Source organism: Bartonella sp. MM97QHHN, assembly GCF_042194285.1.
Classification (GTDB): domain Bacteria; phylum Pseudomonadota; class Alphaproteobacteria; order Rhizobiales; family Rhizobiaceae; genus Bartonella.
In genome coordinates this window covers 23,351-45,458 of sequence record NZ_JBHIMS010000104.1, presented here as the reverse complement: position 1 = coordinate 45,458, position 22,108 = coordinate 23,351, and the positions used below count along the sequence as shown (strand labels likewise).

General features: G+C 35.6%; 14 protein-coding genes. 4 read left to right on the top strand and 10 right to left on the bottom strand.

Features of this window, described 5'->3' with window-relative positions; translation table 11 throughout:
• Window position 1: 1 nt before the first annotated feature.
• Window positions 2-1,177, bottom strand: coding sequence for a cysteine desulfurase family protein (locus ACFIJW_RS08765; RefSeq protein ID WP_375634076.1), 1,176 nt, complete (start codon window positions 1,175-1,177; stop codon window positions 2-4).
• Window positions 1,178-1,337: 160 nt separating this feature from the next.
• Here ACFIJW_RS08765 and ACFIJW_RS08760 point away from each other — a divergent pair, with 160 nt between their 5' ends.
• The 3 genes from ACFIJW_RS08760 (at window position 1,338) to ACFIJW_RS08750 (ending at window position 4,270) form a co-directional block, all read left to right on the top strand.
• Window positions 1,338-2,018, top strand: coding sequence for an alpha/beta hydrolase (locus tag ACFIJW_RS08760; protein ID WP_375613441.1), 681 nt, complete (start codon window positions 1,338-1,340; stop codon window positions 2,016-2,018).
• Window positions 2,019-2,339: 321 nt separating this feature from the next.
• Entirely contained in the window at window positions 2,340-3,593 is a 1,254-nt protein-coding gene (gene tyrS / locus ACFIJW_RS08755) for a tyrosine--tRNA ligase (protein WP_375634074.1), read from the top strand.
• A gap of 191 nt (window positions 3,594-3,784) precedes the next feature.
• Window positions 3,785-4,270 carry a peroxiredoxin gene (locus tag ACFIJW_RS08750; RefSeq protein WP_375634072.1) on the top strand — a complete coding sequence of 162 codons (486 nt, stop codon included), beginning with the start codon at window positions 3,785-3,787 and terminating at the stop codon, window positions 4,268-4,270.
• 338 nt (window positions 4,271-4,608) lie between these two features.
• Here the strand turns inward: ACFIJW_RS08750 and prfB are convergent.
• The 3 genes from prfB to ACFIJW_RS08735 form a co-directional block, all read right to left on the bottom strand.
• Window positions 4,609-5,737, bottom strand: a protein-coding gene (gene prfB / locus ACFIJW_RS08745) for a peptide chain release factor 2 (protein ID WP_375634070.1) whose coding sequence is annotated in 2 segments (ribosomal slippage) — window positions 4,609-5,667 and window positions 5,669-5,737 — 1,128 coding nt in all. Because the reading frame shifts where the segments join, the coding sequence is not laid out codon by codon here.
• 170 nt (window positions 5,738-5,907) lie between these two features.
• Complete coding sequence (locus ACFIJW_RS08740; protein ID WP_375634069.1) at window positions 5,908-8,373, bottom strand: penicillin-binding protein 1A; 2,466 nt, start codon at window positions 8,371-8,373, stop codon at window positions 5,908-5,910.
• Between the two features lie 168 nt (window positions 8,374-8,541).
• Entirely contained in the window at window positions 8,542-9,771 is a 1,230-nt protein-coding gene (locus ACFIJW_RS08735) for an N-acetylmuramoyl-L-alanine amidase (protein ID WP_375634067.1), read from the bottom strand.
• Window positions 9,772-10,357: 586 nt separating this feature from the next.
• Between ACFIJW_RS08735 and ACFIJW_RS08730 the strand changes: the two genes are divergently transcribed.
• Window positions 10,358-12,988 carry a ribonuclease E/G gene (locus ACFIJW_RS08730; protein ID WP_375634066.1) on the top strand — a complete coding sequence of 877 codons (2,631 nt, stop codon included), beginning with the start codon at window positions 10,358-10,360 and terminating at the stop codon, window positions 12,986-12,988.
• An 88-nt stretch (window positions 12,989-13,076) separates the two neighbouring features.
• On the opposite strand, the gene ACFIJW_RS08725 is transcribed toward ACFIJW_RS08730, so the two are convergent.
• From ACFIJW_RS08725 to ACFIJW_RS08700, 6 genes are all read right to left on the bottom strand, one after another.
• Entirely contained in the window at window positions 13,077-13,688 is a 612-nt protein-coding gene (locus ACFIJW_RS08725; protein WP_375634064.1) for an invasion associated locus B family protein, read from the bottom strand.
• Between the two features lie 1,506 nt (window positions 13,689-15,194).
• The gene (locus ACFIJW_RS08720) at window positions 15,195-16,034 is read right to left on the bottom strand and encodes a hypothetical protein (protein ID WP_375634063.1); all 840 of its coding nucleotides are present in this window, start codon (window positions 16,032-16,034) and stop codon (window positions 15,195-15,197) included.
• Window positions 16,035-16,294: 260 nt separating this feature from the next.
• Window positions 16,295-19,795 carry a transcription-repair coupling factor gene (gene mfd, locus ACFIJW_RS08715; protein WP_375634062.1) on the bottom strand — a complete coding sequence of 1,167 codons (3,501 nt, stop codon included), beginning with the start codon at window positions 19,793-19,795 and terminating at the stop codon, window positions 16,295-16,297.
• A gap of 5 nt (window positions 19,796-19,800) precedes the next feature.
• Entirely contained in the window at window positions 19,801-20,088 is a 288-nt protein-coding gene (locus tag ACFIJW_RS08710; protein ID WP_375634061.1) for a succinate dehydrogenase assembly factor 2, read from the bottom strand.
• A 64-nt stretch (window positions 20,089-20,152) separates the two neighbouring features.
• Complete coding sequence (locus ACFIJW_RS08705) at window positions 20,153-20,833, bottom strand: ABC transporter ATP-binding protein (RefSeq protein WP_375621231.1); 681 nt, start codon at window positions 20,831-20,833, stop codon at window positions 20,153-20,155.
• On the bottom strand, window positions 20,833-22,101 hold the full coding sequence (locus tag ACFIJW_RS08700) for a lipoprotein-releasing ABC transporter permease subunit (RefSeq protein WP_375634060.1): 1,269 nt from the start codon (window positions 22,099-22,101) through the stop codon (window positions 20,833-20,835). The genes ACFIJW_RS08705 and ACFIJW_RS08700 overlap by 1 nt, the downstream gene beginning before the upstream one ends.
• Between the last annotated feature and the right edge of the window lie 7 nt (window positions 22,102-22,108).

The following is a 22,108-nucleotide window of genomic DNA, read 5'->3' as shown; positions in this document are numbered from 1 at the left end:
TCTAATTTTTATAACTTTCTGATGATAAATCTTCCCCTTTTTTCCTGCTTATAATTTGAGAAAAAAACGACAGAAAATCATCAATATCTTCAGAAGTTGTGCCACGCCCTAGCGAAATGCGAATGGCACCATTTGGAACATGATACCCCATTGCCTCCAACACTTTGCTTTGTTTTACTTTTCCCGAAGAACAGGCAGAGCCGGATGATAAAGAAAACCCTTCTAAATCAAAAGCAATTTGCATCGTTTCAGCTTTTAGATTTTTCACGGTAAAGTAAGTTGTATTTGGCAAACGTTGAACTCTTTTGCCAAAAATCTCAACATTTTTACTTATTTTTTGTAGTCCATCTTCTAATTTATTGCGTAAATATATTAACTGTTTTATTTCCTCCTGTGTGAAGCAATCAGCCATTGCTGCCCCAAAAGCAGCAATAAGGGGCAATGCTTCTGTTCCTCCACGGAGACCTTTTTCTTGTCCTCCTCCAATAATAAGAGGGTGTGGCATGAGAAGATTACCACATGAAACAAAAGCACCAATTCCTTTAGGACCGCCAATTTTATGGGCAGACAGTATAAAAAAGTCTCCTCCTAACTGATGAATATCCACAAAATTTTTATCTACATATTGTGTCAAATCAACTATAAGAGTGCCTCCTAAATCCCGAACAATAGCGGCGATTTCTGTTAACGGTTGAATAACACCCGTTTCACTATTTGCAGCTTGAATAGCAACAAGAGGTAAACCTTTTGTTTTATCGTGAACCGTTAAGAGTGATGTTAATTTATCTTGTTGTATGAGCCCATCTTGATCAACATCAATGACGCTTATCAATTCTTTAGAAAAACGTCCTCCCTCTGCAACAGAGGGATGTTCAGTCGCTCCAAGGTAAAGATGAGAAAATTTAACTTTTGCTTTCCCCATATTGTAAAAAGGTGTTAACAAAGTCATTGCGGCTTCACTCGCACCAGAGGTAAATACCACGTGATCTGGATCTGTTTTAAGATTTTCAGCGATTTGCCGACGGGACTTTTGCAACAAAGTTTTAGCAGCACGCCCTTCCTTATGAACCGATGATGGATTACCAAATATCTCTAAAGATTCCAGTAACGCTATCCGTGCCACTTTTTTGAGCGGTGTTGTTGCGTTATGATCAAAATATCGGCGTTTTATAACCATTTTACATCGCAATCATTAATCTTATGAATTGATTGAAAAAATAGCGCATTTTTCTTGAAAAGTGCACTAAAAAAAGAATATCTAATAATTATTTAAGAGATTCTATGGTAAAAGTCGACCAGGGTCAAAGAGAGCCTTTTATTGCATTAAGGAGCATTTTATGCCAGAAATTATTTTTAACGGTCCCGCGGGTCGGCTCGAAGGGCGTTATCAACCTTCACAACAAAAAAATGCACCCATTGCGATCATTTTGCATCCTCATCCCCAATTTGGTGGAACTATGAATCATAAAATTGTCTATGACCTCTTTTATATGTTCCAACAACGTGGCTTTACAACTTTACGTTTTAACTTTCGTGGTATTGGTCGTAGTCAGGGTGAATTTGATTATGGAATAGGAGAACTTTCAGATGCTGCTGCTGCTCTCGATTGGGTGCAAACACAACATCCAGACTCTAAAAATTGTTGGGTAGCAGGATACTCATTTGGAGCATGGATTGGTATGCAGCTTTTAATGCGCCGACCGGAAATTGAGGGATTTATCTCAGTTGCCCCTCAGCCTAATGTTTATGACTTTTCATTTCTTGCACCTTGTCCCTCTTCTGGACTTATCATTCATGGCGGTATCGATAAAGTTGCCCCTCCAAAAGATGTTCAAATACTTGTCGATAAATTAAAAACACAAAAAGGTATCATCATTACACAAGAAATATTGGAAGAGGCTAATCACTTTTTCAGTGGATGTCATGAAAAACTTATTGAACGATGTGCCCACTATTTGGATAACCATATCTCCAATGAACTTCTCGCTCCTCCTCCTGAAATACTTTCACTAACTTAGGAAAATACGATAGATTTATAAAAAATTAGCAAAAGCCGTTTCTGATCATAACAAAGTAATTTTTTCAGTTTGCATTTAAAATTTTTCTAAATTTTATTTCAGGATAGAAATGAGAATAACAGCATACCTGTTTTCTATCACTGAAAAGTCTCTTTTTAGCGTAAAAAGGAAATAATACCTGTATTATTATCTTTATATTACCAATATGTCTCTTTCTCTTGTGAGGTGTGTGTCAGTTATGATAGATAACGCATTAATAATTCATTATATAATCGCCTATTATATAAAATAATGCACTCTTATAATTAGGAAATTAAATCTGTGTTTGCCTTTAAATCTGATTTTTTACACATTATGAGCGAACGTGGTTTTATCCACCAAATTTCAGATGAAAAAGGCTTAGATGATCTTTTTTCAAAAGAAACTGTAAGCGCTTATACTGGATTTGACCCAACAGCATCGAGTTTACATGCTGGAAGTCTTCTTCAGATTATGATGCTTTATTGGTTACAAAAAACGGGTCATCGCCCCATTGCTTTAATGGGCGGAGGGACCGGATTGATTGGTGATCCTTCCTTCAAAGACGAAGCGCGACGCCTTCTGACACAAGATGATATTGCTGCAAATATTGATGGTATTAAAAAGGTATTTGCTAACTATTTGACATTCGGTGACCGAGAAACCGATGCTTGTATTGTGAATAATGCTGAATGGTTATGCAATTTAAACTACTTAGAATTTTTGCGTGATGTAGGAAAGCATTTTTCTGTCAACCGTATGTTGTCATTTGATTCTGTCAGACTCAGACTTGAGCGTGAGCACTCTTTGTCATTCTTAGAGTTTAATTATATGATTCTGCAAGCTTATGACTTTGTTGAACTTTATAAACGTTATGGGGTGCGTATGCAAATGGGGGGCTCTGATCAGTGGGGCAACATTATTAACGGAATCGAATTAGGACATCGTTTAGGAACACCGCAATTATATGCGTTAACATCACCATTGCTGACAACCTCTTCCGGTGCCAAAATGGGTAAATCATTGAATGGGGCTGTATGGCTGAATGCGGATAAGCTTTCACCTTATCAATTTTGGCAATACTGGCGCAATACAGAAGATGCTGATGTAACACGATTTCTAAAGCTCTATACTCCATTACCGATGGATGAGATTCTTAAACTTTCTCTATTACAAGGAACTGAAATTAACGAAGCAAAAAAAATTCTTGCAACAGAAATTACAGCAATGTTGCATGGACGTGTTCTTGCTGATGCAGCAGCAGAAACGGCTCGCAAGACGTTTGAAGAAAAAACTCTGGGAGAAAATCTTCCAACTGTTGAAATTAATGCCTCAGAATTAAAAAAAGGTGTTGGATTGCTCACTCTTTTAGTACAAGCAGGACTCGCTAGATCTAATAGTGAAGCACGCCGACACATTCAAGGTGGAGGTGTCCGTGTAAATGATCAAATTATTGAGGATGAAACACATCTTATTATTGAAGGGGATGTCAGTGCAGAAGGAACCATTAAACTTTCTTTTGGTAAGAAAAAACATGTTGTGATGAAACCAGTATAATCTTTTGCTGTTTTGTTTATGTTGTTCACGTCGAGCTTGTTCTTTCAATTCAATCGTTGTGATAGGGCGAGTTTTGTTAGGAAAATAAAGGTCTCTTCAAAACAATAATATTTCTAGAGAGTTGAATAGTTCTTTTCTTCTGTGTACTCTGATATCTTATACCTGTTACACAAAAAAGAAAGATGAAAACAATGACAAGACCAATGAAAGGTGCTCTTGCTCCTGATTTTACTTTGCTGCGCGATGGAGGAGAGACAGTGTGTCTTTCTGACTTTAAAGGAAAGCCTGTTGTTTTATATTTTTATCCAAAAGATGACACCAGTGGTTGCACAAGTGAAGCACTTGATTTCACAAAATTAAAGATGAAATTTGATGAAATCGGTGTTGCTGTTATTGGAATCTCTCCAGATAATGTAAAAAAACATGATAAATTTAAAATAAAACATGAACTTGATGTCATCTTGGTTTCTGATGAAGAAAAAACGACCCTCGAAGCTTATGGTGTTTGGGTTGAGAAAAGCATGTATGGACGCAAATATATGGGAGTTGAACGGAGCACTTTTTTAATTGATGTAAATGGAATAATAGTAGAAGAATGGCGCAAAGTAAGCGTATCTGGGCATGCTGAAAATGTTTTAGCTACTGCAACACTTTTATATCATAATGGTAACTTGTAAATTGAGTGTTTGATTTACCTTCAAAAGCAAAAGTTATTCCCCCTAATTGATTTTAGTTTTTCAATGGATTCAGTTTTTACAATATATTGATTTATAAGGATAATGAATTGTTTTACATTTATATTAGTCCCCTGAATATCGCAAAATTTTCTTATTTCAGCTTCTTCCTATCACTTGCAATATCATAAGCAGAATTAGCGTGTGAGAAAAAATTGAAGAAAGAAACAAGAAAATCCTCCTTTAAACCTTTAAAGTATCAAAGGCTATATAACATCACAGCATCAATAAAACGAACAGCTTAAGAAAAAATCTATATGGCTTGAAGGAAGGATATATAATTAACGAATATCCTCAATTTTTTTGTCTTGTCCATAAATGCGCCGTGCGAGTGCTGCCTCTATAAATGCATCTAAATTACCATTAAGTACGGATTGTGGATCCGTATTTTCAATTCCTGTACGCAAATCTTTGACAAGCTGATAGGGTTGAAGAACATAAGATCTAATTTGATGTCCCCATCCGATTTCTGTTTTAGAAGATTCAGCAGCATTGGTTTCTTCTTCTCTTTTTTTAAGCTCTTCTTCATAAAGCCGTGCACGCAACATCGACCAAGCCGTAGCGCGATTTTTATGTTGAGAACGTTCTGTTTGACATTGAACAACAATACCCGTTTTTATATGTGTGATGCGAACAGCAGAATCTGTCGTGTTAACATGTTGTCCTCCTGCTCCAGATGCACGATATGTATCAATACGCACATCTGCCTCTGAAACATCAACTTCAATATTGTCATCAATAACTGGATAAACCCAAATGCTCGCAAAAGAAGTATGGCGCTTTGCATTCGAATCAAATGGAGAAATCCGCACTAAGCGATGAACGCCTGATTCTGTTTTTAACATTCCATAAGCATTATGCCCTTTTACAAGAATAGTCGCTGACTTTATTCCTGCTTCTTCTCCATCATGAATTTCTAAAATTTCAACCTTCATTTCATGCTGTTCAGCCCATCGCATATACATACGTAAGAGCATAGAAGCCCAATCTTGGCTTTCTGTTCCCCCTGCTCCAGCATGAACTTCTAAATAGGTATCATTCGGATCTGCCTCTCCTGAAAGAAGTACGTCAATTTGCCTTTTATCTATCTCATTTTTAAGATTACGTATTGATCTTTCTGCATCAGCGATAATTTCAATATCACTTTCTTCTTCGCCCATCGCAATAAGCTCAATGCATTCTTCAAGTGTTTTTGTAAATGATAAAAGACCATTGATTGAATCATCGAGACGTTGACGCTCACGCATCATATCCTGTGCTCGTTGTGCATCATCCCATAATGATGGATCTTCCGCTTTTTGATTAAGATATTCAAGACGCTTTAGTGATTGATCCCAGTCAAAGATGCCCCCTTAGCAATTGTATTGCTTTCTGGATTTCATCAACTAATGTTTCTATTTCTGCTCGCATAATTTAACACCGTATTTTAAAAAACTCTTTTTGGTTGTGTCTCTTAGCATTTTATACAAATTTAATAGCTGCTATCAGAAAATGGTACAATTCTATCACTCTATTTACAGAACTGACATTGTAAAAAAGAGATAAAAACCATGACTCATGGTGAAAGGAGATTTTGTTGATTAATACAGCCCACCTGTCCCACTTTCAAGGGCTTTATTGACTTGTGGAGAAGTCGTTACTGCAGGAACACCTTCTTGAAAAGAATTTGTACTCCCAATAACTTGATATATATCAGCAGGACCAGTCCCTGGTTTAAATGCTTCTATAATGACATCTTGATCTCCTCTTTCCGCAAGCATTCCTGTTTTCCGATTAATTGGCATTAAAATCATACCCTTTGGCATCTTAAAGGGAACATCTGGCTTTCCTTTAAGAGCATCTGCCATAAACTCACCAAAAATAGGTGCAGCTAATGAACTTCCTGTTCCATTATATCCTAACGGAGCTGGTTGATCATAACCGACAAAAATACCAACGACAATGTCAGGAGTAAATCCCATAAACCAGACATCCTTAGAGTCATTGGTTGTTCCTGTCTTAGCGGCAATATGTCGATTAAGATAACGTAAACGTGCTGCAGTACCACGCTGAACAACCCCTTCCATCATGGAGGTAATCTGATAAGCTGTCATAGGGTCAAGAACTTGATCTCGCTCATCAATCAATGTGGGTTCACGTTGATTATTCCATGAATTCGTATTACAATTTTCACAAATACGATCATCATGACGATAAATTGTCTTTCCATAACGATCTTGAATTCTGTCTATCAGAGAAGGCTTAATAGAGCGTCCCCCATTGGCAATAACTGAATAAGCTGTAACCATTCGTAATACTGTTGTTTCACCAGCCCCTAAAGCCATGGGAAGATAAGGCTGCAATTTATCTACGATCCCAAAGCGTTCTGCATATTCAGCGACAAGAGGCATTCCCATATCATTGGCAAGCCGTATTGTCATAAGATTACGAGAACGCTCAATACCATAACGCAACGTTGAAGGTCCTGCAAAGGTACCTCCATAATTTTTGGGTTGCCAAACTTCACCATTATATTGACGAACTTCAATGGGACCATCTAAAACAACGGATGCTGGTGTATATCCGTTATCAAGAGCTGCTGCATAAACAAAAGGCTTAAAAGCAGATCCCGGTTGGCGATAAGCTTGGGTTGCACGATTGAATTCAGATGCGGCAAAAGAAAATCCTCCCACCATAGCAAGAACGCGCCCTGTATGAGGTTCCATAGCAACAATTGCACCTTCAACCTTTGGAATTTGTTGTAAACGATAAGTGTTATTTGTATTGGATAGTTTTTCAACAAAAATGACATCCCCAACTTGCAGAACATGAGATAAGCTCTGAACAGTTTTTCGATAACCATTTTCTTTTACAACATGGAGTGCCCATTTTGAATCAGCTTCAGATAAAACAGCAATTTCCCGTTTTTTTGATAATATACCTGAAGCTTCGCGCTGTGGCTGTAAACCAATCTCTACTTTGTTGGGATTAGTAGAAAGAACAACAGCTAAACGCCATTCAGGAACATCACTTAGCCCTGTGATATCTGCAAGTTCTGTCCCCCAATCCCCTTTCTCATCAATATGCGCATAAGCTCCACGCCATCCTTGCGCATGATCAAATCTAATTAATCCATCGTGTAAAGCACGTCGCGCAATAAGTTGTAAATGCGGATCAAGCGTTGTACGAATGGAAAGCCCACCTTCATAAAGTGTTTTAGCCCCATAGCGATGTATTAAACGACGCCGCACTTCTTCAGTAAAATAATCAGCCGCAAAAACATAGCTATCACTCCCACGGATTGTCGCTCCTAAAGGTTTAGCTTTCGCTTTTTCACCTTGTTCACGCGTTACATATCCATTTGCAATCATCCGGTCTATAACCCAATTACGCCGATCAATAGCACGTTGTGTATTCTTAAATGGATCATAATTTGCTGGTCCTTTTGGAAGAGCAGCCAAATAAGCACATTGTTCTAGCGTCAGATCATTGACGGATTTATTGAAATAGGTCAAAGAAGCAGCTGCTATACCATAAGTGCCACGCCCCAGATAAATTTCATTGAGATAAAGTTCGAGAATATGATCTTTTGAATAAGTTTTCTCAATACGCATTGCTAAAATAGCTTCCTTAAATTTACGTTCTAACGTTGTTTCTGAACTTAAAAGGAAGTTTTTAGCGACTTGTTGCGTTATAGTTGATGCACCCTCTGGACGTCTTCCAGAAGCAATATTACGAATATTATTGATCAAAGCTCGAGAAAGTCCTTCAGGATCTAAACCAAAATGATGATAAAAGTTTTTGTCTTCAGCCGAAATAAAAGCATTTATAACAAGCTTTGGTATTGATTGAATCGGTAAATAGAGGCGATGTTTTGTTGCAAACTCTGCCATAAGACGGCCATCAGAAGCATGGACGCGGGTCATTACCGGCGGCTCATAAAGTGAAAGAACTTCATAATCAGGGAGTGCATTTGCTTGACCACTGGTCATAACACCCCACGTTATTGCACCACAAAGTCCAATAGCAATAAAAAAACGAAGAAGATATCTTAAAAAAATCATCATAAAAACGGCTATCGCTTTCTTAAGAATTAATTAAAGAAAAAATACGTTACTTCAAACACACCAAGTGGATATCACCACAAGATTGAGATCAAGAGAAATCGTTTTCTATCTTTTATTTATACTAGGGTACACTAGAAGCCCATATAGATACTCTATTTTCTCACAAATTTAAAGAGGCTGTATCATTTTCTGCCTATAATCAGCAAATTGACGAATAGAATGAGCAATAGAGGCTGCCATTTGTTTTCTCCAATGAGGATCATTTAATAACTTTTCATCCTCTTTATTGGATAAATAACCTATCTCTATCAAGACTGAGGGTATATCTGAAGCTCTTAAAACTTGAAAATTAGCATAACGATGTGGGTTATTAATCAAGTTAATATGATTCTTTGATAAACTTGAAATAACACTATTTGCAAAATTAACCGAAAATGTATGTGTCTCACGTCGTGTAAGATCCATCAAAATATCTGTAACTTCGAGCGTTTCATCTGCAGGCAAACCATCAAGCAAATCAACTTTATTTTCATTTTCAGCTAAAGATTTTGCAATGGCATCAGAGGCTTTGTCTGATATGGTATACACTGTGGCACCGCGAAGAGAATGTAGATCAATCGTATCCGCGTGAATAGATATAAAAAGATCAGCATCAAACTCTTGCGCTTTTTTAACTCTTTCACTTAGTCTTAAAAAAATATTGGAATCTCGTGTTAAAGCAACGGTAATATGAGAATCCTTTTGTAATTCGTCTCGCAATGCACGCGCAAAGTCTAAAGTCACATCTTTTTCTAAAATTCCAGTAACCCCCCGCGCACCACCATCAATACCACCATGACCAGGATCAAGAACAACACGGAAATTATATGCTGGCATTAACTGTGTTTTTGTATCAAAATTGATCCTTTGCTGTTTTTTTAATATCTCATCAAATTTTTCTTGTGTACTTTTACGAATATCAATCAGCAACTGCCATAAACCATTATTTAAATTTTTTACGACATTTTTTTCAACTACAAAAGCCGTTTTACTTGTCAAAACAATGCGTGAAGTCTGTATGTCAGAGAAAGCATAACGCACATCTGAAAGCATAACGGATAATGTATTCCTTTTCTTTAAAGGCGTATTTTGCATCGAAAAGTCAATTGTAGGTAAATTGATAACCAAACGTGCTGGCCTGTCCAAAATCTGTAAACGAACATTTGGTTTTGAATTAAAAACCGCAATAATACGCGTATGAACACTATCACCAATGGTTCGAAAATTAATAAGTCTCAGAGGATCTGCGGCTTGAAGACTGGTTTGGAGTAGCAAAAAAGATAATAAAAAGTATGTGACGAACACAATAACATCCCCATAAGCTGTTTTCAGCTTTTTGGTAAAAAAAACTCTTATCATAAGCAAAATACTCTACATTACCTTTGTAATAATTTATCTTGGTTACATAAAACGATACACCAATTTATTATCTATTTTTCAATAAAAGCTAAATAAACACCTCAAAACGAAATTAAGGTCATAAAGATATTATAATTATACATGATTTACATTGTTACTTGCCAAACGCATGATATCAACATAAAAGAATATTTATGCTTCCTAGCTGATAATAGTCATCTAAATTATCTGTAACTCATATTAAGTTGTCTTTAGAAGTTTTTTGTCTATTATGCGTTGAGACTTTTTTATGGATGAAAAATTTCTATGTTGTAACATTAGGATTGCATTACTTAAGATTCGTTGGTTCGGATATCCGAACTGTTTTAAAGATTATTTTACCGGAGACTTTTAAGAAATATGAGTCATAAAAAACAGATGGAAATAATGATGAGAAATGGTGTAAATGCAGTCATGCCTTTGCACGTGGTGTTCCGTCCTGTTTTTCTGGTACCTCCCTTTTATGGCAGACAGCCTTTTATATTTACGAATAGTTATAGCATTCGTTTGAATAAAATTGTGCATGTCGCCTTCAGGATATTAACTTATGTCAAACAAAATGCTTATAGATGCCTCCCATCCGGAGGAAACACGTGTTGTTGTTGTTCACGGCAACAAAATTGAAGAACTTGATTTTGAATCAGAACATAGAAAACAGCTCAAGGGGAATATTTATCTCGCACGTATTACGCGTGTAGAACCGTCTCTCCAAGCGGCTTTTGTTGAATATGGTGGAAACCGGCATGGTTTTTTAACATTTTCTGAAATTCATCCTGATTATTATCAAATTCCTATTGCTGATCGCCTTGCTCTTCTTGAAGAAGAAGAAAAAGAAGCTGTAGGAGAAAATTCTGTAGATACCTTTACGGAAGAAGCAACTAAAAATAAAAAACGCTCCAGAAGAACAAAAAAAAGTGAAAAAAACAATGTTATAGCAGCCGATATTGAAAATGATATCACATCTGAAGCGATAATAATTGATAATACAGAAGAATCATTAAATGCCAATATCTCTTATGATGAGATTGAAATGGTCGGTGCTGAGGACATCCGTGAAGAGCTCCCGATTTATCAAAGAAAACAAGGGCGCCAGTATAAAATTCAAGAAGTCATTAAACGACGTCAAATTTTGTTGGTACAAGTTATCAAAGAAGAGCGTGGTAATAAAGGTGCTGCCCTTACAACATATCTATCTCTAGCTGGTCGTTACTCTGTTCTAATGCCCAACACAGCACGTGGTGGTGGTATTTCACGAAAAATTACGAACGTACAAGACCGTAAGCGTCTTAAAGAAATCGTAAAAGAATTAGCCGTTCCAAAAGGTATGGGCGTTATCTTACGAACCGCTGGTGCCAATAGAACAAAAGCTGAAATTAAACGTGATTATGAATATCTTATGCGGTTATGGGATACTATTCGCACTTTGACACTCGAGTCAACGGCGCCATGCCTTGTCCATGAAGAAAGCAATCTCATCAAGCGTTCTATACGAGATCTTTACAATAAGAACATTAGTGAAATTCTTGTCTCTGGAGACCAAGGATATCGTGAAGCGAAAGACTTTATGCGTATGCTCATGCCAAGTCATGCAAAAGTTGTGCAACCTTACCGTGATCCTACGCCCATTTTCGCAAGAAATAATATTGAAATTCAACTTGATAAAATGTTGCAACCACAGGTTTCTTTAAAATCTGGTGGTTATCTTGTTATTAATCAAACAGAAGCACTTGTTGCTATTGACGTAAATTCTGGCCGCTCTACGAAAGAATTCTCTGTCGAAAAGACAGCCTTACAAACTAACCTTGAAGCTGCTGAAGAAGTAGCGCGTCAATTACGCTTGCGTGACCTTGCTGGTTTAATTGTGATTGATTTTATTGATATGCTTGAAGAACGCAATGTGAAGCTGGTCGAAAAAAAATTAAAAGATTGTTTAAAAAATGATCGTGCTCGTATTCAAGTAGGTCATATTTCACACTTCGGCCTTTTAGAAATGAGTCGTCAACGTATTCGCATATCGGTTTTAGAAAGTACGACACAGCCCTGCCCACATTGCGCAGGAACAGGAAATATACGTTCTGAATCATCAATTGCGTTACATGTCATGCGCTCAATTGAAGAATATCTTCTTCATAATTCGCAACATAATATTATCGTGCGCACCCCCGTAGCAACAGCGCTTTATGTATTAAATCATAAACGCAATATTCTTGTTAATTTAGAAGCTCGCTTTAAACTTAATATTAGTATTGAAGCAGATGATAGTATTGGAACACAACATCTTGTTATTTCTAAAGGCTCAATAGCAGAGAGAATTTTTCAATCTTCATTGGAAGATGACAATAAGCAAGAAATTGAAGATTCTGTTTTCATAAAAAGTGAATCTATTGAAAATCCTTCTCCCATTGAAACAAACCAAAAGCGTCGGCGCAAAAATCGTCACGGTGAAATTACTGATCATTCTCTCTCCAACGTTCATAAAAAAGAAGATACCTTGAATGATGATTCTTATCGTCGAGGACGTCGTCGAGGACGTCGTGGTGGTCGACGCAATCAAGATAATAGTTTTCATCAGATTCGCGTTCCTTATGCAGAACCAGTGGGAGATTTTGCTAAGCAAGCTTTAGCAGAAATTAAAGCAGCGCATCGCAAACGTCGTGTTTCACCTGCTAAATCTTTTGAACTTGAAGAAACAAAGAATAATACACAAGCTCTAGATATACAACAACAGAGTGAATCTGAAAAAAATGATACAAGTATTAAACCTAAAAAACGTAAAACACGTTCTTCAAAAGTAGTAGAAAATCAACTTTTTTTAGAGAATGATCAAAATATTGCAGAACAAAAATCTCTTGAAGAAAAACCTACAACCAGTTCGGTGCATAAAACTAAAACAAAAAAAGCAGACAAAGCTGTTCATGAGGTAGAAGATAAAGCTCTTGAAAAGAGTAAAAAATCAACACGTGGAACACGTAAAAAATCATCTTCTAAAGAGACAACGCAAATACAAAAAATATTAGAGCAAGAAACTGTAATCGAGATGGAGAAAGTTATCGAAACCTCTTCTTCCCAAATTGAAGAAACAATTAATCAACCCGTTGTTATTTCATCAACGCCTAATGATTCTTCCAAAACTGAACGTATTGGTTGGTGGAAACGCAGAATTCTTTCGAAAAATTAAGGATTAAAAAAACCGCCACAGAAAATTGTGGCGGTTCAAATAAACAATTATAGAAGACGTTTTGACCAACTTCTATGGTGTGGGTTTATTACTTTTGTTTTGCTTTTTCTTGCTCATCCCGCATACGCTCTTCAATTTCTTTTTGCTTTGATTGAATGGCTTGCTGCAGCTTTATTTGTTCTTGTTGAAAATCTTTTTCCTCCATACCAGGACCGGTATAGGCTGCTGTAAACCCATTAAGAGAAAACTCAATAGGATTAGCTGAACCACGGAAATTAACTGTGGTTACAACCATTTTTGTACCACTTTTCATAGCTGCTATAAGCTTATCATCTAAGACATCATTAGCAATACAACTTGGTCCATTACAAATAATATAAGGAATTTTTTTAGAGAACTCGTCACCAATTTTAATGTGAACACCTTCTGGCAAAAAACGACCTGTAGGTACTTGAATACCTATACGTTTCTCATTTTGCTTCCCTTTTATTTCAACAAGATTAAAAGCCGTTAAAGGTTGTCCCGTATTCGATAATACAGTATTCATTGTATTACAAATATCAACATCATGCTGCTTACTGCAAACTTTGTACCAACCTTGTGATAAAGTTTGCGCATTTGCAGAAATACCAGCTATAAGAAAAAGGGCAGCAGCTCCAACTAATACTGAAACAGCAGAATAAACATTTTTATGCGACATGATTAAGTTAATCCTTTCAACGCGCTCTTAAGTAACTTCAAAAAAATATTAAATATAATTCCAACTTAATTTATTAAATTATAATGAAATAACAATTAATTTTACTATTTTTACTTCAATATAAAAAAAAAGTTAAATTTAGAGAAAAAATACGACGAGCCATTCTAATTTTTATACACTCATATCATTTCCCCTCTTCATCACATTGGTATTTGATGCAATCTATCCATAAAACACCTCTGTGCATTTAAACTAAGATTACACAAACGAATCAATATTGCAATGTTAATTAAAATAAACTCTGATACTACTCTAAAAAACTTACTAATTAAAATTTTTACATTTATTACTCTTCATGTTAAGCTTATAGAACATTAGCAACAGGTGTTGCAATGCATTAAGCTCCAAAATATCAGATAAGTTTTACAGTTTTCCTTATGTGCCTCGTGTGATACACAAAAACAAAATCATCTACGGTATTATTGAAACATTTGATGAATTAAAACCATTGATTGTCTAAAATTTCTGCCCTTGTTTACAAAACAATGGTGATACGCTTTTGTAATAAAAATTTTATATTCTATAGCGTTTAACTAAACAGTTTAGTTTAAAAATACGCTACTAAAGAAGTGCTTTTTTCTTAATTAAACAACACATTTTCTTAGAGAGAAAATCTATAACTGCTGAAAATATTTTATTTATAATAAACTTTCTTAAAATATAATAACATATTAATTTATAATAATAATTTATCTTTTTTCTATTTCTATATTGTATGAAAGATCCTAATAGCGCAAACCTCTCTTATATTGAATCAATAAAATTTATCCACTTGTACATCACAAGCAGAGTTAGTTTTATAGATAAAACTACTGAACAAAGGGATTCCCCCTATGAATCATCTCACGTGCCTAAAGCCATAATAAATTTATGCTCATATATTATACATCTATTATTGCACTTCTGTACAAATATCATCTCTCAGCTTTATAACATGAATAAAAAATATAGCTTTTATCAATTTATTTTAAGTTATTTCTCAAATAAAATAATTTACTAAAATGATAAATTCTTTTCATCTTTTACAACATCAAAGATATAAATCGTTAATGATTTAAGTTTTAAGAAAAAATGAATTCAAAATATCATTTTGTTTTCCTATATAACACAACTTAGAGCTATAAAACATCTCTCTTATCGTATTAATAAAACAAGATTTAAGATATGAAATGTATCGTCATTAAAATAATTAAACAGATAAAAATAAAAAACTACAAGCACAAAAAATCATGCATAAAAAGAAAACATAAAAAAGATATATGAGTTTATTATTTAATATATATATTAAAGCTTATATGATAAGAATAATAGATAATATCTTATGTGTATAAATTACTTTATTATAAATAATGATAAAAACAAAAAATTAAAATATATTTTACTAACATATTTAAACTATTATTTAGTATATTATCTTAATTTCTCTGTATTTGTATAATTAATTTTTTAATTGAATAATTCTTCAACATGAGAACGCATACGATCTATAATATTCTTTTTCTTGTTTGGAAGCATTATATTATGTACTTCTTTAATGGTATTACAAAGCTTAGGTGCACTTTTTACAAACCAATTATCTTCTGTAAGACTATTTTTTATATCGTCAAATATTTGTTTTTCATAACTATAAGAGCCATCTGTTAGTAATTCTTTAATATCCCTGACTAAACTAGGACTTATTGAATTATTTGCGCCTTTAGCCCAACTAAAATCTTTATCTTTCCAATCAAAATCTTTGCGCAAAATAGCACCTATATCACTTTGCAATATATCCGCTAACGTATTGCAAGCAATAATAAATATGAGATAATTTTTCATTATCTCATCATCACCTCCACTTTTCTCATTCATTCCCCATTCATTAAACGTTTGAGTTTTTTTTAAATAATCTTTTGCTTTAATCAACTTTTCTTCATACTCCCCTACTTCATACTCTCTCGCTATATGTATTCTAGAGATAATTTTTTGTTTTTTTTCAGCTAGATCCTGTAATTTCGAACCAAGATTATAATATTCATCCTTCAGAGTTTTCAGTTTTTTATATAACTTATTCCGTTCCTGTAAACGCTCATAGTATTCTGCTTTAGAAATATTTTTTTCCCAAATATCCAAATGAGATATACTTTCTTCAATAAATTGTATGCTCTCTTTAATATTCTTTCTTTTGTTTTTTAAATGTTGGTATTGTTCATCAGAAGATAACTCAGCATAAGCGTTTTTTACGCCATATATTAAAGTGAGTAACAAAAAAACGATAGTTAGACACTTTTGTAATGAAGAAAGCATGCTATCTTTACCTAAATTCTTTCTAAAAAATTTACAGGAGCTTATTAGCTTATTATATTGAAAGTGCTATTTAATGCGGTTAAACCGTCTAATCTATTTCCTTCATTATATCAATACGTATATAATAAAAACCAAATAAATATATAATGGCTCTTTATTATAAACTTAAATTTTATTCTTATACAAAATCAATAACTTTTTGTTTTTATAGAATAATTTTATAAAAATAAGTAATAGTTCTGAAATAATAAAGATATTTTTTAAACAGAATGTTGTTCTGCCATTTCGACAAGCTGTGTCATAATATTCGCTGCTCCAACAAGCCTTTCATCCGCTGTGGACCAATTACGAATAAGAGCGATACTTTGATCTGGACGAATTTTTGCCATCGAACCTTGTTTTCCAACCCACTGAACAAGAGCAACACTATTTGCGAAATAGTTATTACGAAACTGTATAACAATCCCCTTTGGTCCTGTATCTAATTTCTCTACATGCGCTTTTCGACATAATGTTTTGATATAAAAGACTTTAAGAAGGTGTTGAACCTCAAGGGGTAAAGGACCAAAGCGATCAATTAACTCCGCTGCAAATTCATCAATTTGTTCTAAATCATCAAGTTCTGTTAAACGACGATAAAGTCCCATACGTAATGATAAGTCAGGCACGAAACTTTCTGGTATCATCACTGTTGTACCAAGTGAAATTTGAGGAGACCATTGATTATCTTCATTTAGCTCTCCATCTTTTAATTCAGCAACAGCTTCTTCAAGCATTTTTTGATAGAGTTCAAATCCAACTTCTTTGATATGCCCCGATTGCTGTTCACCTAAAAAATTGCCTGAACCGCGGATATCCATGTCATGGCTTGCCAATTGAAACCCGGCCCCTAAGGTATCAAGAGATTGTAAAACTTTAAGACGGCGATCGGCAGCAGCTGTTAAGACTTTACCAGCAGGAAATGTAAAGAGAGCATAAGCACGTTGTTTTGAACGCCCTACCCTACCACGTAACTGATAAAGGGCAGAAAGGCCAAACATCTCAGCACGATGCACAATTAGGGTATTGGCTGTTGGAATATCAAGCCCCGATTCAATAATGGTTGTTGAGAGCAGCACATCATATTGTCCATCATAAAATGCATTCATGATATCATCAAGTTGTCCAGCCGGCATTTGTCCATGAGCCACAACGAATTTCAGTTCTGGCACATGTGTTTTGAGATATTCTTCTACAAAAGCCAGATCAGAAATACGAGGACAAACATAGAAACTTTGTCCACCACGATAATATTCTCGAAGCAGGGTCTCTCGTATAACAAGTGCATCAAAGGGTGAAATAAAAGTACGAACCGCCATTCTATCAATGGGGGGTGTTGTTATCAATGAAAGTTCACGTACACCCGATAAAGCTAACCCTAAAGTGCGTGGTATGGGAGTTGCTGAAAGTGTGAGAACATGAATATCACTTTTAAGCTCTTTTAAACGCTCTTTATGTTTGACACCAAAATGTTGTTCCTCATCAATGATAAGAAGGCCTAATCGTAAAAAATTAACTGCACCACTTAATAATGCATGGGTTCCAATGACAATATCGATTGTACCATCTGAAACACCTTTTTTTACTCGTGCAAGTTCTTTCGCTTTTACAAGCCTTGAAGCATGTCCAATTTTAACCGGTAATCCTTGAAAACGCGAAATAAATGTTTTGTAATGTTGACGTGAAAGCAAAGTTGTTGGTACAACAACCGCAACCTGATATCCATTTAATGCTGCAACAAAAGCACTTCGAATGGCTACTTCAGTTTTTCCAAAACCAACATCACCGCATATCAAGCGATCCATCGGCTTGCCTGAGGCTAGATCATCCAAAACAGCATCAATTGCATTCATTTGATCTTCCGTTTCTTCATAGGGAAAGCAAGCAACGAACTCATCAAAAGATCCAATTGGTGGAAGTAAAGCAGGCGCAGCACGAGTCATACGCTCTGCAGCTATACGGATTAATTGCCCTGCCATTTCCAATAAATGTTTTTTAAGCCGAGCTTTACGTGCTTGCCAAGCAACACCTCCTAATTTATCTAACGTTACCTCTGTTCCTTCTGAGCCATAACGTGAGAGAAGCTCAATATTTTCAACAGGTAAAAAGAGGAGATCACCTCCAGCATATTTAATTTCAAGGCAATCTCGTAAAATTCCAGTGGTTGTGATGGTTTTAAGACCAACAAATTGGCCAATACCGTGGTCGATATGCACAACAATATCACCAGAATTTAAAGCAGAAACTTCAGAAATAAAATTTGTATTATTCTTACGCCGCTTTGGCGATCTTATAAAACGATCGCCAAGGATATCTTGCTCTGCTATAATAGCCAAATCTTCAGCCACAAAACCATGTTCTATCATGATAACAGCTGCTAATATGCGATCTCGAGGTGTTGCTTTGACAGTTTGCAAAGATTTTGCAACATCTATTTTTTTCAATCCATGCTCGTCGAGAACTTGTACTAAACGATTCAGAGATCCTTCACTCCAACACGCTAAAAGTACTTTTTTGCCCGCAGCGCGTAAAGATGCGATGTGATCAATAACACTTGAAAAAACGTTTTTTTCCTGCGCATTACGCTCTTTTACAAAATCATATCCCTGTTTAACATGTGCGTGAATAACAGTTTGTTCCAAACTTTGTGGAATATTAAAAGGCGAAAAATCAATACGCTGTGAAGATTGTTGCACACATTCTAAAACACGCTCTGGCGTTAAATAGAGAAGACTAGGGTCTATTGGATGATAAGAAGTAGAATTTTCTTTATCATTTTCGCGCTCTTTGCGCGCATTATAATAGTCTTCAATAAGATGATAGCGCTCAATGAAGACTTCTTCTATGAGATGTTCAAAAACTATCGCTAAGTTGCCACAATGGTCAAACAAGCTATCAAGGTTTTCATAAAAAAATGGAAGCCAATGTTCCATACCAACAAAACGCCGACCTTGAGAAATTGCTTCATAAAGCATGTTATTTTTTTGTGATACACCAAATGTACGGGTATAATTGCTTTTAAAACGGCTGATGCGTTCTGGTGTAAGAACAACCTCACTCATTGCCTGTAATAAAAGTTCAGTTTTTTGGCCTGTTGTCCTTTGACTTTCTGGATCAAATACGCGGATACTTTCTAGGGTATCTCCAAAAAAATCAAGACGTAAAGGTTCAACATCCATCGGAGAAAAGATATCAAGTATTCCTCCTCTTACAGCAAACTCACCAACATCACGGACAACCGTAACACGTTCAAAACCATTGGTTTCTAGAAATTGAATAAGATTTCCCATGTTATTACGCTGGCCAACACGTGCGTGAATAAGCTGAGCTTCTATCATTTCACGAGGAGGCAACTTTTGCATAATTGCATTTGCTGTAGTTAATATAATTGCAGGATGTGGATCTTTCCGTAAATTTGCTATGTGTGCCAATGTTGATAGTCGACGTGCCATAACAGCAATTCCTGGTGATACGCGATCATAAGGCAAACAATCCCATGCAGGAAATTGAAGTACGGGTAAATTGGGTTCAATAAAATTTAAAACTTGTTGTAAATACGCAATTTTTGTTCCGTCACGGACAACATAGATGAGCGGTTTACCTTGTGCAATTTCTGAACTTAATTTAGCAAGCGCAAAGGCTTCAAATCCATCAGTAACGCCATCTAAAATCATACGAACAGAATTATTTTTGGGAATAACAATTTTTTTAAATATAGGCATCGGGATTAATAACTTAAGCAAGTACGATAATTGGCAATATCACGGAAAAGTGGACTATCAACTTCAGAGGGGGGCAAAATTTCTCCAGTAATCCATGTGAGTAAATCACGATCATCAAAAGACATAATATACTCAAGCTCAGAGAGCGTTCTATCATTCATCTCAGTGATATGAGCATCGACATAATGTCCAAAAATGAGATCCATTTCACGAATACCGCGATGCCATGCACGAAAAATCAATCGACGACGACGAGCATCTAATTGATTTTTGTCAACGACAAAAACTGTCATAAAAAATCTCCTTGAATAAAGTAATATAAACTATTCAATTAGTCGTAAAAATTTGTACCTTGCTTTAAGGAAGTTCTATAATCTTTTGTTCTTTAAGTGTAATTCGACGATGCATTTGCTTAGCCAAAGCGTAATTATGTGTTGCAATAAGAGCAGAAAGACCAGACTGACGAACAAGGATAGATAAAGCTTGAAAGACATAAGCTGAAGTTACTGGATCAAGATTTCCTGTAGGTTCATCAGCCAAAAGAACCGAAGGGCCATTTGCTACTGCACGTGCAATAGCAACACGTTGTTGTTCTCCTCCCGATAACTCTGAGGGACGATGGTTCGCACGATGAGAAATACGCAGATACGTTAATAATTTGCGCGCACGATCTTCTGCTATGGATTTTTTTAATCCTGCTATCATTTGCGGTATCATGACATTTTCTAACGCCGTAAACTCTGGAAGTAAATGATGAAATTGATAAACAAAACCAATATCATTTCGTCTTATAGCTGTTCGCTCACTATCAGAGCGCTTTGCACAAGAAACACCCCGTAACATCACATCACCAGCTGTTGGTTTTTCTAATAATCCAGCAATATGAAGAAGTGTTGATTTTCCAGCACCAGATGGTGCAACAAGTGCGACAAGCTCTCCACGATTAAGAATAAAATTGGCTTTATCTAAAACAATGAGAGGCTTATGACTCTCGAAAAAGTGTCTTTCAATCTCTACAAGCTCTAAAATAGCTGTCATTATTCATACCTCAAAGCTTGTACGGGATCTAGCTTAGCAGCACGCCATGCCGGAATGAGAGCAGCAAGAAACGACAAGAATAAAGCCATCATAGCAACCAAGACGGTCTGTTTCCACTCAATTTGTGCAGGCAATTTTGTTAAAAAATAAAGTTGAGGATTAAAAACGTCGACATTAAATAACCAAGATATAAAATCTTGGATATGATTAATATTCGCAGTCGCGATAACACCTAAAACTAAACCCAATATAGTTCCAATAAAACCAATCATCATTCCTGTAATGATAAATATACGCAAAATCGCACTCTGTTGAGCCCCCATCGTGCGTAAAATTGCAATATCATGACTTTTATCTTTTACAAGCATAATCAGCCCTGAAATAATATTTAAAGCAGCAACAAGAACGATCAGAGAAAGAATGAAAAACATAACATTTCGTTCAATCTGTAAGGCTGAAAAAAAAGCCTGATTGCGTGTACGCCAATCAATTAAATAGACCTGTTGATCAACTGCTTTTTCTACAACAGGTTTTATTTGATCAACAGCATCAGGATCATTTAGAAATAATTCTAAAGACTGAACCTTATCTCCCAAATTAAAAAACATTTGTGCTTCATGGAGAGGCATAAAGATAAATATTGAATCATATTCAGACATACCAACTTCAAAAATAGCAACGACTTTATAAGCTTTCACACGTGGGGTAACGCCAAAAGGAGTCTCATCACCATCTGGAGTAATAATACGAATATCTCTTCCAACTGTCAGTCCTAATTTTTCTGCTAAGCCACTTCCAATTGCAACACCTTCTTCTTGATCAAACCGAGAAATCGATCCTAATTTAATGTTTTGAGAGACTGTTTTAAGCTTTTCTAGATCTTGTTTGCGCATACCACGAACTAACGCGCCAGAGCCACCTTGAACTTCACCTTGAACAAGCGCTTGACCTTCAATAACAGGTAAAGCAAACTTCACACCATTTGTAGTTTCTAAAGAAGAAATAAGAGTCTTATAATCAGAAAAACCAGAATCAACTGTTTGAATAATAAGATGCCCATTCATACCAAGAATACGATTGAGAAGTTCTGTACGAAAGCCATTCATCACCGCCATAACAACAACCAGAGCAAATACGCCCAACATAATCCCAATAAGAGAAATAATTGAAATAACAGATGCAACGACATGTTTTTTATTGGGAATCATATAACGAAAAGCGATCATCCACTCATAAGATGAAAAGCATTTGTTTTTCAGCCTCTTCATAATATTT

Coding starts and splice junctions, on each gene's coding strand:
- ACFIJW_RS08765 (WP_375634076.1), bottom strand. CDS start 1,177: ATGGTTATAAAACGCCGATATTTTGATCATAACGCAACAACACCGCTC.
- ACFIJW_RS08760 (WP_375613441.1), top strand. CDS start 1,338: ATGCCAGAAATTATTTTTAACGGTCCCGCGGGTCGGCTCGAAGGGCGT.
- ACFIJW_RS08750 (WP_375634072.1), top strand. CDS start 3,785: ATGACAAGACCAATGAAAGGTGCTCTTGCTCCTGATTTTACTTTGCTG.
- ACFIJW_RS08740 (WP_375634069.1), bottom strand. CDS start 8,373: ATGATGATTTTTTTAAGATATCTTCTTCGTTTTTTTATTGCTATTGGA.
- ACFIJW_RS08735 (WP_375634067.1), bottom strand. CDS start 9,771: ATGATAAGAGTTTTTTTTACCAAAAAGCTGAAAACAGCTTATGGGGAT.
- ACFIJW_RS08730 (WP_375634066.1), top strand. CDS start 10,358: ATGTCAAACAAAATGCTTATAGATGCCTCCCATCCGGAGGAAACACGT.
- ACFIJW_RS08725 (WP_375634064.1), bottom strand. CDS start 13,688: ATGTCGCATAAAAATGTTTATTCTGCTGTTTCAGTATTAGTTGGAGCT.
- ACFIJW_RS08720 (WP_375634063.1), bottom strand. CDS start 16,034: ATGCTTTCTTCATTACAAAAGTGTCTAACTATCGTTTTTTTGTTACTC.
- mfd (WP_375634062.1), bottom strand. CDS start 19,795: ATGCCTATATTTAAAAAAATTGTTATTCCCAAAAATAATTCTGTTCGT.
- ACFIJW_RS08710 (WP_375634061.1), bottom strand. CDS start 20,088: ATGACAGTTTTTGTCGTTGACAAAAATCAATTAGATGCTCGTCGTCGT.
- ACFIJW_RS08705 (WP_375621231.1), bottom strand. CDS start 20,833: ATGACAGCTATTTTAGAGCTTGTAGAGATTGAAAGACACTTTTTCGAG.
- ACFIJW_RS08700 (WP_375634060.1), bottom strand. CDS start 22,101: ATGAAGAGGCTGAAAAACAAATGCTTTTCATCTTATGAGTGGATGATC.